Raw genomic sequence first — 15,762 nt, forward strand, 5'->3', positions numbered from 1 at the left:
ATGCTCTGAGGTTAGGAAGAAGGAGTCCGTTTGATCAGTGGACTGTTGAATTCGGGGCGATGTTAGCAAGTGTCCAAAAATCGGTGAATTTATTTCCTGAGAAATCTCTGCTCCCATAGACCGACATCGAGCTGTCGCAGGCAACGGCAAACATGGCTGGCTAAGCATCGGAGCTCCGCGAAAGCGCCTGCACAGGGGTCTGTGGGCCGGAGGCCACCTGATTGCGGCCCGAGTTCTTGGCACGGTACAAGGCCTGGTCGGTGCGGCGCAGCACATCCACACCGGCCTCTCCGGCCTGCCAGCCGCCCACGCCGAACGACATGGTGATGGTTCCTGCCCCTGCGTAGCTGTGCGATGCGATGCTGCGGCGCAGCCGCTCGGCCAGCTCCAGGGCCGCCTGCAGGCCGACGCCCGGTACGATGATCAGGAATTCCTCGCCACCCCAGCGCGCAACATGCTCCGAGGACCGTACGGTGCTCCTGAGGACTTTGGCGATCTGCTGCAGAACCCGGTCGCCGGCTTCATGGCCGAACTGATCGTTGACCTGCTTGAACAGATCGACGTCGCACATGATCAGTGCATAGGGAACGCCTTGACGCTCGGCAATTCGCTGGCAATTTTCCAGCTCATAGCTTCCGGCGCTGCGGTTGGGCAAGCCCGTCAGATCGTCCCGGTAGGCCCGTACCAGCAGTTCCTGTTCACGCTGAACCAGGTCGCTGATGTCTTTGGAAATGCTCACATAGTGCGTTATCCGCTGCCTGGCATCGCGCAGCGCCGAAATGCTCTGGGAGGCATGGTAGAGCTCGCCATCCTTGCGCCGATTGATGAAAGTCCGGCTGAAGTTTTCTCCGCGCGCCAAGGCATCGCTCAACTCGGCATAAAACTGTGCCGTATGTGAGCCGGAGTGCAGCATGGCCGGCGTGCGACCCATTACTTCAGCGGCGCAATAACCCGTCTGACGCTCAAATGCATCATTGACAAACACAAGATAGCCGTTGCGATCGGTAATGAATACCGGCGCATTGGCCGAGTTCAATGCCTGGATCATCAAATCCCGCTGCCTTTCGCTTTCCACCTGCCGCGTCACATCCTGCTGCACGGATACAAAATGCGCGATCTTCCCGTCTGCATCCCGCACTGCAGAGATATTCCAGGACACATGGTATGGCGTTCCATCCTTGCGGTAATTGACTGCACTGCCTTCGAAAAAGCGTCCCTCGGCAAGGCATTGGCGCAATTGCTCAATCACCTGCGGGTCCGTCTCGGGGCCCTGCAATATACGCGGAGACCGGCCCAGCAGCTCCTCTGTGGAGTAACCGCTCATGCTGGTAAATGCCTTGTTGCAATAGCGAATGAACGGGCCGCCGCCGGCCATTTCAGCATCGGTTATCACCACGGCATTAAATGCCTGGGCCACAGCCACCTCAAGCAATTGCGTTTGGGTCTCCAGGCGAGAATCAGAAAGTGACGAAATATAACTATTATTCTCCATCGCCACATTCTCACCTTGATTGGGAACGCAGCGACATATTAATTTCTGACCGGCCCTGACACCCGCACGGTCACCGCTATCTGCACCGGTATTGAGCAAGCGGCCAGCAGAGGTGTTAATGATTGGACATATATGAAATGCTTGACAGGCGTTTTGCCTCTATGGACCGGTTTGCGAACCGGTTTGCGAACCGGTTTGCATTTGGCAGCGCACCGACAACGACTGCCTGGTCAACAGACCGGACGCGCAAGCCTTGGCCTCTGAATCAAGCAGAAGATATTACCAAGCGACTGCACATCGGCAAGGCTCGAACGGTCGGCCTGAAGCGGCCATGCCGCAGATACCGCGCAAGCCCGGCAGTACGGCGTTTGGGGATCGTGCTGGCTCGATGCGCAGACGCACAGGTCCGTCTACCGGTAAACCCCAGTTTTGCCGGTCACAGCCACTGCAAGCCACGGACCGTCTCCGGCCTGGATCACAATGGCATTCGCAACCCGGAACTTCGTGCGGCATGGTCATCAAGCAGCTGCAAATGCCGTGCGTCAGCCTGGCTTTCAAATCCGGTGCCAAACCTGAGCTAAGCTCTGGTATGTGTAGGGTGTGCACGCAGGGAATCTGGTGGCGTCGATTTGGCGTAAGTTTTCACGAGAGCAATCCTAAGCCTTTGATCGCATTGAATTTCATTCAATAAACTCAGCCACTTACTTAAGGATGCCAGTGGTGAACATCGTTATCCTGGACGATTACCAAGACGCGGTTCGCAAGCTCGATTGCGCCAAGCTGCTCGATGCCTTCAACGCCAAGGTCTACACCAACACCATCAAGGGTGTGGGGCAGCTATCGGTCCGGCTGCGCGATGCGGATGTCATTGTCCTGATTCGCGAGCGCACCCAGATCTCGCGCCAGCTGCTCGATAAATTGCCCCGGCTCAAGCTGATCGCGCAGACAGGCAAGGCGGGCGCGCATATCGATGTGCAGGCCTGCAGCGAGCGTGGCGTGGCGATTGCGGAAGGCGTGGGCTCTCCGATTGCGCCGGCAGAGCTGACTTGGTCGCTGATCATGTCAGCCATGCGCCGCCTGCCGCAATACATCGCCAATCTCAAACATGGTGCCTGGCAGCAGTCGGGACTCAAGGCAGCATCCATGCCGCCCAACTTCGGGCTGGGCAGCGTGCTACGCGGACGCATGCTGGGCATCTGGGGCTACGGCCGCATCGGCCAGTTGCTGGCGGGCTATGGCAGGGCTTTCGGCATGCAGGTCTGTGTCTGGGGCAGCGAAGCCTCGCGCCACAAGGCCGAGGCCGACGGCTATCTGAGCGCCCCCTCCAAGGAAGCCTTTTTCGAGCAATGCGATGTGCTGTCGCTGCATCTGCGTCTGAACGACGCAACGCGGGGCATCGTGACGGCACAGGATCTGGCGCGGATGAAACCGACCGCCCTGTTCGTCAACACATCGCGCGCCGAGCTGGTGGAGCCCGAAGCCTTGCTATGCGCCCTGAACCGCGGCCACCCAGGTCTGGCTGCCATCGATGTCTTCGAAAGCGAGCCGATACTGCAAGGCCATGCCTTGCTGAGGCTGGAGAACTGCATCTGCACCCCCCATATCGGCTATGTGGAGCAGGACAGCTATGAGCTGTATTTCCGCGCGGCGTTCGAGAACGTGGTGAACTTTGCCAACGGCCAGCCCAGCAATATCCTGAACCCCGAGGTTTTCAACGGTCCGCTGCGCCTGAACCGCTAGGCTGGGATGCCGCGGCCAGCGGCCCGCGGCTATCGGCTATTGCCGGGTCTGCTGCGCAAGCTCGGCCTCCACCGCCTCGTAGACCGACTGACGCACCACGGTCTCCACCTCTTCACGCAGGCGCAGCACCATGGATCGGGTCTGCGCCTCCACGACCTGCGCTATCGCTTCCCTGAGCTTTTGCTCCAGCACCAGGTCCACCCGCTGCATGAGTCTGTGGACCAGATACTCTTCGGTCACCACGGCTCCGTGCGCATCCAGCGCCTGCTGCAGCCCGGCTGCCTCGAAGACCGGTGCGGGCTCAACGGCCTGCTCCAGATCCTGTGCCTGGATGAGTGGCTCGGCGGCTTCCTCATCGAGTGCTTCAGACCCGGGTTGAAGCTCTTCATCCTGGGGTTGGCCGGCGTCCGTAACGGCTGGCTGCTCCGCCGGGTCTGCGAGCGGTAGTGCCTCCACGACTTCGGCAGCTGCCAACTCAGTCTCAGGCTCCGCCTTCCCAGCCGATATGGCTTCCACCACCTCCTCCGCCATGCTTTGCGCAAATGACTGCTGCGGCGGCAAGGATTCGGGCAAAGGGGGCAACTGATGCGGAATGCCTGCAGGCCGGCCGCGACCGTAGAGACCATCGGCCAGCCAAGAGGCGTGAAACGACGGCCGCGCCAGAGCGACGACGCTGTCTCCCAGCGTCCGCGGGCCTGGCACCTGCTGCACAGCTCCCTGGGACGACTCGGGCGCCGCCGGCTGAGCGCTGTCTGCAATGCCTTCGGGCGCGGCAGCTTCGGGCTGGACCACCTCGGTCAGGGTGGGAACAAAGCGTGGCGGAACCTTGGATGAGGAGTTCATGACCTAGCCCTTGAGATTCAGGTCGTGCCGGACGATGGAAAAACCACGCGCAGCATAGTCGCGCCAGCGGACACGCGCATCCTGGCGATCCATTTCATCGCCCGAGGACACGATCTCCACCACACGCGCAAAGCGCTCGAACTCGGCAGGCACCTGCGGCGTGAGGTTGACCAGCACATCGTGATGGGGCAGGCCCTGCAGGTGTTCGGCCAGGATGATGGGGGAAGCCGCAAGCATCTGCGCACCCTCGGACTCGCAGGCATGGGCCAGAAAGTCCGTGGCCGAGACGCTCCACAGGCGAGGCGAAAGCCGGCTCAGCGCGGCGCCATCCCCCAGTACCACGAGGCGCGCACCATGACGCAAAGCCTTGCGTGCGAAGCGGCACACATAGCCCAGCTTGTCCGGTGCGTTGAAATGAAAGGCAATTTCTGTCACAGCTATTGGCGGCAGCAGCAATCCGAAACCAGGCTGCTACTGCCGGCTTTCCTTAAGTCGAGGCCTTGGCGGTCGTACGCGTGCGGCGCGAGGCCACAGGCTTGGCCGTGCTCTTGCGCGACGCCGGGGTCTTGGCCGTTGCGGGTGCAGCGGCAACCTTGCCTTGCTGGCCCAGCAGATATTGCACCAGCAGACCGACGGGGCGGCCGGTGGCGCCCTTGGCAGCACCGCTCTTCCAGGCGGTGCCGGCGATGTCCAGATGCGCCCAGGGAATATCGCCCACGAACTTCTGCAGGAACTTGGCGGCCGTCACAGCACCCGCAGCGCGCCCTGCCACATTGCCCATGTCCGCAAAATTGCTCTTGAGGCCATCGGCGTACTCCTCGTCCAGAGGCATGCGCCAGCAGGGGTCGAGCGCCGCATCACCCGCAGTCTGCAGGGCCGCTGCCAGCTCGTCGCTGGTCGAGAACAGGCCGCTGCGCAAGCCGCCCAGGGCGATCACGCAGGCACCGGTCAGCGTGGCCATATCGACCAGTGCCGCAGGCTTGAAGCGTGCCGCGTAGTGCAGCACATCGCACAGCACCAGACGGCCCTCGGCGTCGGTGTTGAGAATCTCGATGGTCTGGCCGCTCATGCTGGTCACCACATCACCGGGCTTGACGGCCGCGCCGTCGGGCATGTTCTCGCAGGCGGGGATCAGGCCCACGACATTGATGGCGGGCTGCAGCCTGGCCAATGCCTGGAACACGCCCAGCACGCTGGCAGCGCCGCCCATGTCGAACTTCATCTCGTCCATCTCGGCCGCAGGCTTGAGCGAGATGCCGCCGGTGTCGAAAGTGATGCCCTTGCCCACCAGCACGATGGGGGCCTCGCTCTTGGCCCCACCGTTGTAGTGCAGCTCGATGAAGCGCAGGGGCTCGCGCGAGCCCTGGGCCACCGCCATGAAGGCGCCCATGCCCAGCTTGGCCACTTCGGCAGGGCCGTGGATCTTGCAGCTCATGCGTGCGGCCTTGGCAATGCTCTTGGCCGCATTGGCCAGCAAGGTGGGCGTTGCATGGTTGGCCGGACGGTTGGCCCATTCGCGGGCCGTGTTCACGCCTTCCTGCTGCGCCACGGCAGTATTGAAAGCAGCGGTAACCGCAGCGGCCTTGGACGACACGCCGAGCACGACCTTGGTCAGTGCAATGGGCTTGGCCTGGGATTTGGTGTGGGTATAGAGATAGGTCGCATCGGCCACTGCCTGCACGGCAGCCGCCACCGCCTGGGCGCTGGCCTCAAAGGCAAAGCTCACCACGGCCTTGGCAATGCCGTCGGTCTTGAGCACCGCGCCACAGCCGGTCAGCGCATTGCGCACATCCCTGGCCGAGCCGGACCCCGCGCCCAGCAGCACCACACGGCGTGCGGCAATGGCGGGCACTTGGTACAAAGGCAATTGCTTGCCGCAAGACAGGGCAAAATCCCCCTGTTTCACCGCGTGAGCCACCATGGCTCCGATGGCGTCGCTGCCGAATGTGCCCGAAGCTGCCTGCTCGGAAACCAGCACCAGCAACAGATCACATTTTTCACGCGCTGCGGCAGCAGCGGTCAGAGCCTTCAGTTCAAAGTTCATAATCGGTGTTTTCCTTTTAGCCAATGTTATTCGATTCATCCATACGCAAAGAGCTGGCCCGCAGCTTTGGCGCGACGGCCGTGGTTCTGATCACTGTGGTGATGACCATGATGCTGATCCGCACCCTGGGTCAGGCTTACAAGGGCAGTGTCAGCCCTTCCGACGTGATGCTGGTCATGGGTTTCACCGTGCTCGGACAACTCCCCACCATTTTGGGCCTGAGTCTGTTTGTTGCCATTGTGGGCTCTCTGTCCCGCATGTATCGCGACAGCGAGATGGTCATCTGGTTTGCTGCCGGCCAGGGTCTGGCCAGCCTGCTCAAACCCTTGCTGCGCTTTGCCTGGCCGGTGATTCTCATCACTGCAGTCCTGGCCCTCGGCGTGCTGCCCTGGTCCTATCAGCAAATCGAGCAGATCAAGACCCAGTTCCAGCAGCGCAGCGACTTGGATCGCATCGCACCCGGCGAGTTCCAGGAATCGGCAGGCGGCACACGCGTGTTCTTCGTGGACAAGGACTCCCCCTCCGACCTGGCAGCCAGCAATGTCTTCGTGGTCTCGCGCGACCCGGGCAAGGAGTCCGTGACCTCGGCCAAGGGCGCGCATCTGGCCGTCATCAAGGGCCAGCGCATGGTGATTCTCGAAGACGGCCAGCGCATGGAGACACGCAGCGACGACGGCTCGGTGCGCATCACCGAATTCAAGGAATACGGTGTGCAGGTCGACAACGACAACCCCGTTGCCATCGAGGAGATGGCGGCACGCAGCATGCCCACCAAGGACTTGATCGGCAAGGATGAACCGATTGCCCGCTCGGTGCTCGCATGGCGCCTGGGCCTGCCCTTTGCCGCGCTCAACTTCGTCATCCTGGGCCTGGCCATCTCCAGCGTGAACCCGCGTGCGGGCAATAGCAGCAGCCTGATGATCGCCCTCTTCGCCTTCATCGTTTACTACAACCTCATGACCCTGGGCGAGAGCTGGGTCAGCGCCAACAAGATAGGCATGTGGGGCCTGCTGGGCCTGCTGCATGGCAGCATCCTCACGGTCAGCGTGCTGGTGCTACTGGCGCGCCATTTCCGCTGGTCGCCGCGCGATCTGCTGCAGCGCTCGGGCACCCGCAAGGAGGCCGCACGATGAAAGTCCTGCGCAACCTGATCTATCGCGAGGTCATACAGGCCGTCCTGTATGTCTCGCTGGCCTTTCTGGCGCTGTTCTTCTTCTTTGACCTGGTCGATGAAATGCGCTGGGTGGGCAGCGGCAACGCCGGCTATACCGCCACGCGCGCCCTGCTGTTCGTGGCCCTGTCCATTCCGGGCCACCTCTACGAGCTGATGCCGATTGCGGTGCTGATCGGCGCCATCTTCGTGATGGCCAAGTTCGCTCAGAGCTCGGAGTTCACCATCATGCGCACCAGCGGCATGGGCCCCTGGCTGGCACTGCGCACGCTGCTGATTCTGGGCATGAGCTTTGTGCTGCTCACGGTGCTGGTGGGCGACTACATTGCCCCTGCTGCCGACAACTTCAGCCAGAAACTGCGCGTGGTCAGCAAAGGCCAGATCTCCCGAGGCGCCACCGGCGCCTGGCTCAAGGAAAAACAGGGCAATCACTCGGTTGCCATCAACGTCGGCGCAGTCAAGAGCCCTGGCGACTTCGTCAATGTGCGCATCTTCGAGTTCGACAGCAAGGGCCGTATCGCCGCGCAGATCAACGCCAAGTCGGCACAGGTCGATGAAGACAAGGAGCAGTGGACGCTGCAGGGCGTGCAAGGCAGCAAGGTGGCCCAGGATGGCGATGTCACCCAACTCAGCCAGATCAACGAAGCCAGCATGAACTGGCCCACCAAGGTCACGGCGGCCATGGTCTCGGGCGCGCTGCTCAAGCCCGATCGCATGACCACGATTGCGCTGTTCCAGTTCATACGCCATCTGCAGGACAACGGCCAGGCCGCGCAGAAGTACGAAATCGAGTTCTGGCGCAAGGTCTTCTACCCGCTGAGCTGCCTGGTGATGGTGGTGCTCGCCCTGCCTTTTGCCTATCTGCATTTCCGCTCGGGCGGCATCACGGCCTATGTGTTTGGCGGGGTGATGGCCGGCATCAGCTTCTTCCTGCTCAACAACGTGTTCGGCTATATCGGCACCCTGCAGTCCTGGTGGCCCTGGCTGGCCGCCGCAGCACCCGGTCTGCTCTACACCGCACTATCGCTCTCGGCCTTCGGCTGGCTGGTATTGAGACGCTAAACCATGGTTGACAAGCAAGCTACTTTTCCTGCCCCATCCGGCCTGATCCTGCTGGCCCATGGCTCCAGAGACCCGCTCTGGCGCCAGCCCATAGAAGCCGTGCACCAACTGCTGCAGGCAATGCAGCCCGGCCTGCCCTGCATCTGCGCCTATCTGGACGCCTGCGCCCCGGATCTGCCTGCCGCCACGCAGAGCCTGATTGCCCAGGGCGTCCAGCATCTGATCGTGCTGCCGCTGTTCCTCGGTACCGGCAAACATGCGCGCGAAGACATTCCGTGCCTGCTGGACGAACTGCGCCGCCAGCATCCCGGCTGCCAGTTCGATCTGCAGACCGCAGCCGGCGAGAATCCGCGCGTCACGGCCCTGCTGGCACAGCTGGCGATAGAGGCAGTCGGCGGGACCGAAGCACTCAAACATACAGATTTCAAATAAAAAATGGCTTCTTTAGATATTTGAAGCATAATGATGCAAGTTCTTAGTCCATGCCGTCATGAACCTGCATCAATTCCGCTTCGTCCAGGAAGCCGCCCGCCGCAATCTCAACCTCACCGAGGCGGCCAAGGCCCTGCACACCTCCCAGCCCGGAGTCTCCAAAGCCATCATCGAGCTTGAGGAAGAGCTGGGCATCGATATCTTTGCGCGCCACGGCAAGCGTCTCAAGCGCATCACCGAGCCTGGACAGGAAGTCCTCAAGAGCATAGAGCTGATCATGCGCGAGGTGGGCAACCTCAAGCGCATCGGCGAGCAATACAGCGCCCAGGACAGCGGCACGCTGAGCATCGCCACCACCCACACCCAGGCACGCTATGTGCTGCCGCCCGCCGTGGCACGCCTGCGCGAGCTCTATCCCAAGGTCACCATCAGCCTGCACCAGGCCACGCCCGCCGAAGTCGCGCGCATGGTGATCGACGAAGTGGCCGAGATCGGCATGGCCACCGAATCGCTGGCCGACTACCCCGACCTGGTGACCCTGCCCTGCTACGAATGGCAGCATGTGCTGGTCATCCCCACTGGCCATCCGCTGGCGCAGAAAGAGCGCATCACGCTCGAGGACATCGCCCAGGAGGCCCTGATCACCTACCACCCGTCCTTTACCGGACGCGGCAAGATCGACCATGCCTTCGAGATGCGCCGCCTGCATCCGCATATCGTGCTGGAAGCCATCGATGCCGACGTGATCAAGACCTATGTGCGACTGGGCCTGGGCATCGGCATCGTGGCCGAGATGGCCATGCGCGACGACACCGTCAATGACCTGGTGATTCGTCCCGTCGGCCATCTGTTCGGCACCAGCGTGGCCCGTGTGGCCATCAAGCGCGGCGCATACCTGCGCAACTTCGTCTACCGGTTTGCCGAGCTGCTCAGCGACCGTCTCTCGCGAGACCTCATCATGCGCGCCATGAACGGCAGCGTGGACGACTTCGGGCTCTGATCCGGCCCGCCTCAAGGGCCGGTGCCTGTGCGCCCGGCCCATGCATTGCAAGACTATCGTGACTCCCAACTTCCCCAGCAAGCTGCCCAATGTGGGCACCACCATTTTCACCGTCATGTCGGCGCTGGCTGCCGAGCACAAGGCCGTCAATCTGGGCCAGGGCTTCCCCGACTTCGGCTGCGACCCCAGGCTGCTCGACGCTGTCAACGACGCCATGCGCGCCGGTCACAACCAGTACCCGCCCATGGCGGGCTGGCCCGCGCTGCGTGAGGCCGTGGCCGCCAAGATCGAAACGCTGCACGGCCGCCGCTATGACGCGGGCAGCGAAATCACCATCACCGCCGGCGCCACCCAGGCCATTCTCACGGCCATTCTGGCCACCGTGCATGCGGGCGACGAAGTCATCGTGCTCGACCCCTGCTACGACAGCTATGTGCCCAATATCGAGATGGCCGGCGGCGTGGCCGTGCGGGTGCCGCTGACCCCCGGCAGCTTCCGCCCCGACTTTGCCTCGATCGCGGCCGCCATCACGCCGCGCACGCGCCTGCTGATCATCAACAGTCCGCACAACCCCAGCGCCACCGTCTGGACCGATGCGGAAATGCGCCAGCTCGAAGCCCTGCTGGCACCCACCAATGTACTGCTGATCAGCGACGAGGTCTATGAGCACATGGTCTTCGACGGCGCCCAGCATCTGAGCAGCGCCCGCTACCCGGGCCTGGCCGAACGCGCCTTCATCGTCTCCAGCTTTGGCAAGACCTACCATGTCACGGGCTGGAAGGTCGGCACCGTGGCCGCGCCCGCCGCCCTCAGCGCCGAATTCCGCAAGGTGCACCAGTTCAATGTGTTCACCGTGAACACGCCCATGCAGGCGGGTCTGGCGCAGTACATGCAGGACCCGGCGCCCTATCTGGAGCTTTCGGCCTTCTACCAGGCCAAGCGCGATCTGTTCCTCGGCGGCCTGCAGGGCTCGCGCCTGAAGCTGCTGCCCACGGCTGGCACCTATTTCCTCTGTGCCGACATCTCCTCGGTCTCGGATCTCGACGAGGCGGAGTTCTGCCAGTGGCTGGTCAAGGAAATCGGCGTCGCCGCGATTCCGCTGTCGGCCTTCTACGGCGATGGTTTCGATCAGCGCGTGGTGCGTTTTTGCTTTGCCAAGAAGGACGAAACCCTGATCGAGGCAGCCGCGCGCCTGCGCAAGCTCTGAAACGCTGCGGCCCATAAAAAAGGAGCGCCTATCGCGCTCCTTTTCTTGTTTTCAGCATGTTTTCATGCTGAATCTGTTTATCCGCAAGCGCAAGCAGCTATCGAATTTATAAGACCTCATGCCGTCTCCGCCAGATGGCGCAGCATCAGCACCGCCCCCAGCACAATGCCGGCCAGCGCCACAAAGCTGCCCAGGCTGAGCATGGAAATCGCACTGATGCCCTGGCCCACGGTGCAGCCCATGGCCGTCACCCCGCCCACGCCCATCAGCAGTCCGCCCAGCAGATGGCGGGCCAGGTCCCGGCGGTCGGCAAAGCCCTGCCACTGGAAGTCCCTGCGCCACAGCGCATGGACAAAGCTGCCCAGAACCAGGCCTGCCACCGAGGCAATGCCCCAGGTCAGCACCTTGTTGCGATCGCTGAAGAACATCAGCCAGTCCAGCGTGTGTGCCACCGGCGTGACAAAGCTGAAGGCCTCGATACGGCCGCTGTAGGTCGCGGCATAGACCTGCTCCAGCGTCTCGGGGTGCTCGGCCACCCGCGCCAGATGACCGCCTAGCCACCAGGCCGCCGTCACGCACAGGCCGACCAGCAGCCCGCCCAGCAGCAGGGCCCGGCTGCGCTGGGCGCCGGGCCGGGGATCGAAGGCCAGCAGCAACAGCATGCCCCCCAGCCCGAGGCCCAGCAGGCCGCGCAGCAGCGTCAAGGGCCAGTCGACATGACCGGCCAGCCACTCGGGCAGCAAGGCCGGGCCCGCGAATTCAAGATGCACGCTGTCCAGCCAGCGCACCCGCGCCACGGCGGTAATGCCCTTGAGTGTGGCAAAGGCGGCCACGCCCATGACCAGCAACACCACGAGCGCCTTGAGGCTGCCGCTTCCCAGCCGGGTCAGATTCCTGGCCCCGCAACCCGATGCCAGCACCATGCCTGCGCCAAACAGCAGCCCTCCGGCCAGGGCCGACAGCCACAGCAGGCGGCGGCTGGCATACAGGGCATCGCCCACCTGCAACTGGCCCCACAGCGCCAGCGCCGTGAAGCCCAGCATGCTCACGGCGATGGCCATGCACCACTGGCGCGCCCGCCCCCAGTCCTGCAGATAGACCACATCGCTGATGGCGCCCATGGTGCAAAAGCGGGTCTCGCGCATCACAAAGCCCAGCACGGCGGCCAGCAACAAAATGGCCACCAGAACGGTGGCCGTCAGGGATTCAAACTCGGCAGGACTCATGCGGGCATTGGACGGCGCGGCCCGGCTTCAAGGCATTGGCATATACCCCAGCCCGCGCGCTAACACTGTCTTAATCGGCTTTCGAATCGGCTTTCATCAGGCCTTGGCCAGCCCCTGGTTGCCGCCGACATTGATCAGTCGGGGCTCGTCGAGCCGGCGCGGCCCCAGCGTCTTGCGGTCCTTGAGCCAGGGCTCGACCAGCTCCCAGATCGGCTTGTTGCCGGCCGTCCTGGCTTCCTCGGCCACCGGCGCCCAGCCGGCCACCTTGTATTTCTTGTCCGCCTCCAGCAACTGGCCGTTCAGGCGCATGTCGCTGATGCGCCGACCCGCGCCAGCCGCCGGGTCGCACTGGTATTGCAGACCGCCCACGCGCACCATGTCGCCGCCCTGCTGGTAATAGGGATCGGGGTTGAAGAGATTGTCGGCCACGTCTTCGAGCACCGTCTTGATCGTGGCACCCGTCATCTCGGTCACCGTGGCGTAGGAATAGGTGGTGGCCGTCATGTCCATCAGCCATTCGCGCGTGATGTCCTGCCCGGCCAGCAGCGAGGTTCCCCAGCGAAAGCCCGGCGAGAAGGCAATCGGCGCATTCTGCACCTCCATCATGGCATCCAGCAGCAGCTGGTCGCCCGTGCCGTTGAAGTTGCCGCGGCGGTACAGCGTGCCGTCGGTGCGCGCCAGCACTTCGCCCAGCCGGCTTTCATAGGGCGCACGCACCCGGGTGATCAGTGCCTGCATATGGGCATCGGCAGGCAGGATGTTGGCGAATACCGGCAGCAGCCGGTACTGGAAGCCGCGCACCTGGCCGTCCCTGACATCGAAGTCCAGCACCCCGAGAAACTTGCCGTTCGAGCCCGCGTTGGTGACGATGGTCTTGCCGCCTGCGTTCTGCACCAGGGTGGGCACGGGCATGCCGTCATGCGTGTGGCCGCCGAGGATGGCGTCTATGCCGCGCACGCGCCCGGCCATCTTGAGGTCCACGTCCATGCCGTTGTGCGAGAGCACCACCACCACCTTGGCGCCCTTGGCGCGCGTCTCGTCCACCATCTTCTGCAGATGCTCGTCCTGGATGCCGAAGCTCCAGTCCGCCACCATATAGCGCGGGTTGGCGATCGGCGTGTACGGAAAGGCCTGACCGATGATGGCCACGGGCACGCCGTTGATCTCGCGGATCACATAGGGCTTGAACACCGGGTCGCCAAAATCGGCCGTCTTGACGTTCTGTGCCACAAAGTCGAGCTGCGAGCCAAAGTCCTTGTCGATGATCTCCTGCACACGCTGCATGCCGTAGGTGAACTCCCAGTGGCCCGTCATCACGTCCACGCCCAGCAGCTTGCAGGCATCGACCATGTCCTGGGCATTGGTCCACAGCGAAGTGGCCGAGCCCTGCCAGGTATCGCCGCCGTCCAGCAGCAATGCGCCCGGGCGCGAGGCACGCATGCGCTTGACCAGCGTGGACAGATGGGCAAACCCGCCCACCTTGCCATAGCGCCTGGCTGCCGCCTCGAAGTCCAGATAGCTGAATGCATGGGCCGAAGGCGTGCCGGGCTTGATCCCCACGGAGCGCAGCAGATGCTCGCCCACCAGATGCGGGCGCTGATTCTTCATGGCCCCGATGCCGAGATTGACGCTGGGCTCGCGAAAGTGTACCGGATTGAGCTGGGCATGGCAGTCCGTCATGTGCAGCAGGGACACATTGCCGAACGGCGCCACCTCATACAAGGCCTTGTCGGCCAGGGACTGCTCGGCGTAGGCATGGCGCTGCAAGCCCATGCCCGAGACACTGGCCGCCGCCAGCACCTGCAGAAATTCACGTTTGGAAAGACTCATGGTGATATCCGTTGCTACTTGTTCCAACCAGGGGCAAGCACGGGCCTTTCAGTCAACAGGACGCCCAGCGCTGCCCCAACTGGCGCAAGCCCTGTCCGCAATGCTGCGTCGCCCGGTCTCGTCCTCCTGCCGGATGGCTCGACACTGCGAGACGGGCAAACAGCGGCGCTGCTTGAAAAAGCTATTTGTTGACGGGAGAGGCCGGATCGACCAGCAGCGCGACAAGATCTCGCGTCTGCGCTTCGGTGAGGATGCCGGAGTGACCGAAGCGCGGCATGCCCGAGCAGGCGTTGTAGGCCTTGGCATTCCAGATCTTGCCCCAGGTGTACTCGACGATGGCTCTGGATTCGGGGCTGGCCGGATCCTTGATGCCGCGAATCTTGCCGTAGTTGTAGAGACTGGGGCCCAGCGTGCCGAAGGAGATTTCTTCCTTGCTGATCTGGTGGCAGTTGTAGCAGTTGCCGCCGTTGGCACTGCCTGCCTTGTCGCTCCAGGTCATGCCCCGGCCGTTCTGGGCTATTTTTTCGCCCTCCTTCCAGTCGCCGAGCAGCTTGCCATCCTGAGGCCATTTGACGGTCTTGAGATTGGCAGCTTCGATGGCTTGCGCACGTGCAGGCGCCAGCGGCTTGCCGGAAGCATCGGCAGCGCTGCAGGCCGCATTCGATTCGTCCTGCTGCAGGCGATCGACCCTGGCGATGCCCTGATCGCGAAAAGAGGTCTGCACCATCTTGGCCGTCAAGGCATCGATGTCCGCCGCCCCGTCGACCGAGGCACAGCCCAGCACCAGCAACGATGCGGCCACGGCCAGGTACGACATGTATTTTTGCTTGCGCATAGGGCCTCCTTATCGCTTGATGGCCGGTGCGGTCGATGCCCCGCCCTTGCCGTTGACGCCCATGAACACTTCCAGCGCCACCGTCACGTCGCTGGCGTAACCGGGATAGGGGAAGCGCTGCTGACGGAAGCAGTCGTTGAGGCGGCGCTGCATGCTCCAGAGTTCGCCCGATGAGACGCGATAGGCGGGCCAGGCGCCAAAGCCTTCCGCTGCGCCTGGATTTTTGGTCAGATTGGGCAGATCCTGCATGCGGATGCGCTTGCCGTCCGCACCATGGCAGGAGGCACAGGCAAAGTCATGCGGGCCGCCGCGCATATAGAACAGGCGCTTGCCCGCCTCATACATCTGCCCTTCCTGCGCATGGCTCTGGGGCAGGTTGAACTTCATGCCTTTGGACTGCGATGAAATCCAGGCCACCAGCCCTTCCATGTTCTTTTGCTCGTCCTTGCCGAACGGTGTTGCCGCAATCTTTTGCACGTCCAGCCCCTGCAGCCTGTCCATGCAGGTCAGCAGGCGCGACTCCAGATCCTGCACCTTGCCCGTGTCGGCAAAATAGCGCGGCAGCTCTACAAATACGCCCTTGACCACGCCCGGCCCCTTGCCCAGATCGCACTGCTCCATGGACGCCTTGCGGGGGCCGCGCCTTTGCTTCCACAGCGCCTCGCCCTTCATCTCGAACAGCTCGGCAGGGTTGCCGTCCTGCAGCATCTCGCGGTACTCGGCAATGCCGTCGGCCGTGGACTTTTGCGCCAGCACCGGCGCGGCCATACACAAGGCCAGCACGGCGGCAGCCGCCTGGCCCGGGGAGGAATGTCTCATGGGGCACCTCTCTGTTTTTTGGATCTAGGACTTACGCAAACAAGAATGCAACAACGGCCTG

14 protein-coding genes are annotated in these 15,762 nt (G+C 63.0%); 6 read left to right on the forward strand and 8 right to left on the reverse strand.

The features are described 5' to 3' along the window. Positions 1-160 precede the first annotated feature (160 nt). Positions 161-1,591 (reverse strand): diguanylate cyclase, encoded by a 1,431-nt coding sequence (locus tag FSY59_RS20990; RefSeq protein WP_255439622.1) that lies wholly within the window; start codon positions 1,589-1,591, stop codon positions 161-163. A 621-nt stretch (positions 1,592-2,212) separates the two neighbouring features. Here FSY59_RS20990 and FSY59_RS20995 point away from each other — a divergent pair. Beyond that, positions 2,213-3,232 carry a D-2-hydroxyacid dehydrogenase family protein gene (locus FSY59_RS20995; protein ID WP_029158462.1) on the forward strand — a complete coding sequence of 340 codons (1,020 nt, stop codon included), beginning with the start codon at positions 2,213-2,215 and terminating at the stop codon, positions 3,230-3,232. 36 nt (positions 3,233-3,268) lie between these two features. Here FSY59_RS20995 and FSY59_RS21000 read toward each other — a convergent pair whose 3' ends face one another. Genes FSY59_RS21000 through FSY59_RS21010 form a run of 3 tightly spaced genes read right to left on the reverse strand, consistent with a single transcriptional unit; the run spans position 3,269 to position 6,119 of the window. Then, a complete protein-coding gene (locus FSY59_RS21000) occupies positions 3,269-4,075 on the reverse strand; it encodes a hypothetical protein (RefSeq protein ID WP_148729597.1) in 807 nt (268 codons plus the stop codon). Positions 4,076-4,078: 3 nt separating this feature from the next. Next, positions 4,079-4,510, reverse strand: a complete 432-nt coding sequence (locus FSY59_RS21005; protein ID WP_029158463.1) for a DNA polymerase III subunit chi — start codon at positions 4,508-4,510, stop codon at positions 4,079-4,081. A gap of 52 nt (positions 4,511-4,562) precedes the next feature. Beyond that, the gene (locus FSY59_RS21010) at positions 4,563-6,119 is read right to left on the reverse strand and encodes a leucyl aminopeptidase (protein ID WP_019042808.1); all 1,557 of its coding nucleotides are present in this window, start codon (positions 6,117-6,119) and stop codon (positions 4,563-4,565) included. Positions 6,120-6,142: 23 nt separating this feature from the next. On the opposite strand from FSY59_RS21010, the gene lptF reads away from it, so the two are divergent. The 5 genes from lptF to FSY59_RS21035 are packed head-to-tail and all read left to right on the forward strand — an operon-like array spanning position 6,143 to position 10,991. Then, a complete protein-coding gene (gene lptF, locus FSY59_RS21015; protein ID WP_019042809.1) occupies positions 6,143-7,252 on the forward strand; it encodes an LPS export ABC transporter permease LptF in 1,110 nt (369 codons plus the stop codon). Then, positions 7,249-8,352: an LPS export ABC transporter permease LptG gene (gene lptG, locus FSY59_RS21020; protein ID WP_019042810.1), complete on the forward strand. Its 1,104-nt coding sequence runs from the start codon at positions 7,249-7,251 to the stop codon at positions 8,350-8,352. Before lptF ends, lptG begins: the two co-directional genes overlap by 4 nt. Positions 8,353-8,355: 3 nt before the next feature. Continuing rightward, positions 8,356-8,784, forward strand: a complete 429-nt coding sequence (locus tag FSY59_RS21025; RefSeq protein WP_019042811.1) for a sirohydrochlorin chelatase — start codon at positions 8,356-8,358, stop codon at positions 8,782-8,784. Between the two features lie 58 nt (positions 8,785-8,842). Next, complete coding sequence (locus FSY59_RS21030; protein WP_019042812.1) at positions 8,843-9,784, forward strand: CysB family HTH-type transcriptional regulator; 942 nt, start codon at positions 8,843-8,845, stop codon at positions 9,782-9,784. Positions 9,785-9,824: 40 nt separating this feature from the next. Then, positions 9,825-10,991, forward strand: a complete 1,167-nt coding sequence (locus tag FSY59_RS21035; protein WP_148729598.1) for a pyridoxal phosphate-dependent aminotransferase — start codon at positions 9,825-9,827, stop codon at positions 10,989-10,991. A 116-nt stretch (positions 10,992-11,107) separates the two neighbouring features. Here FSY59_RS21035 and FSY59_RS21040 read toward each other — a convergent pair whose 3' ends face one another. The 4 genes from FSY59_RS21040 to soxA form a co-directional block, all read right to left on the reverse strand. Then, a complete protein-coding gene (locus FSY59_RS21040) occupies positions 11,108-12,217 on the reverse strand; it encodes a YeeE/YedE family protein (protein ID WP_148729599.1) in 1,110 nt (369 codons plus the stop codon). 96 nt (positions 12,218-12,313) lie between these two features. Then, positions 12,314-14,047: a thiosulfohydrolase SoxB gene (gene soxB / locus FSY59_RS21045; protein ID WP_148729600.1), complete on the reverse strand. Its 1,734-nt coding sequence runs from the start codon at positions 14,045-14,047 to the stop codon at positions 12,314-12,316. A gap of 181 nt (positions 14,048-14,228) precedes the next feature. After that, a complete protein-coding gene (soxX, locus tag FSY59_RS21050; RefSeq protein ID WP_148729601.1) occupies positions 14,229-14,882 on the reverse strand; it encodes a sulfur oxidation c-type cytochrome SoxX in 654 nt (217 codons plus the stop codon). A gap of 9 nt (positions 14,883-14,891) precedes the next feature. After that, complete coding sequence (soxA, locus tag FSY59_RS21055) at positions 14,892-15,701, reverse strand: sulfur oxidation c-type cytochrome SoxA (RefSeq protein ID WP_019042817.1); 810 nt, start codon at positions 15,699-15,701, stop codon at positions 14,892-14,894. Positions 15,702-15,762 lie beyond the last annotated feature (61 nt).

The sequence above is a fragment of the Comamonas sp. Z3 genome, from assembly GCF_008121565.1.
GTDB lineage: Bacteria > Pseudomonadota > Gammaproteobacteria > Burkholderiales > Burkholderiaceae_C > Comamonas > Comamonas brasiliensis.

Bases quoted from the DNA above. Each gene is read 5' to 3' on its own strand.
- FSY59_RS21000 (WP_148729597.1), bottom strand. From the start codon at position 4,075: ATGAACTCCTCATCCAAGGTTCCGCCACGCTTTGTTCCCACCCTGACC.
- FSY59_RS21010 (WP_019042808.1), bottom strand. From the start codon at position 6,119: ATGAACTTTGAACTGAAGGCTCTGACCGCTGCTGCCGCAGCGCGTGAA.
- lptF (WP_019042809.1), top strand. From the start codon at position 6,143: ATGTTATTCGATTCATCCATACGCAAAGAGCTGGCCCGCAGCTTTGGC.
- lptG (WP_019042810.1), top strand. From the start codon at position 7,249: ATGAAAGTCCTGCGCAACCTGATCTATCGCGAGGTCATACAGGCCGTC.
- FSY59_RS21025 (WP_019042811.1), top strand. From the start codon at position 8,356: ATGGTTGACAAGCAAGCTACTTTTCCTGCCCCATCCGGCCTGATCCTG.
- FSY59_RS21030 (WP_019042812.1), top strand. From the start codon at position 8,843: ATGAACCTGCATCAATTCCGCTTCGTCCAGGAAGCCGCCCGCCGCAAT.
- FSY59_RS21035 (WP_148729598.1), top strand. From the start codon at position 9,825: ATGCATTGCAAGACTATCGTGACTCCCAACTTCCCCAGCAAGCTGCCC.
- FSY59_RS21040 (WP_148729599.1), bottom strand. From the start codon at position 12,217: ATGAGTCCTGCCGAGTTTGAATCCCTGACGGCCACCGTTCTGGTGGCC.
- soxB (WP_148729600.1), bottom strand. From the start codon at position 14,047: ATGAGTCTTTCCAAACGTGAATTTCTGCAGGTGCTGGCGGCGGCCAGT.
- soxX (WP_148729601.1), bottom strand. From the start codon at position 14,882: ATGCGCAAGCAAAAATACATGTCGTACCTGGCCGTGGCCGCATCGTTG.
- soxA (WP_019042817.1), bottom strand. From the start codon at position 15,701: ATGAGACATTCCTCCCCGGGCCAGGCGGCTGCCGCCGTGCTGGCCTTG.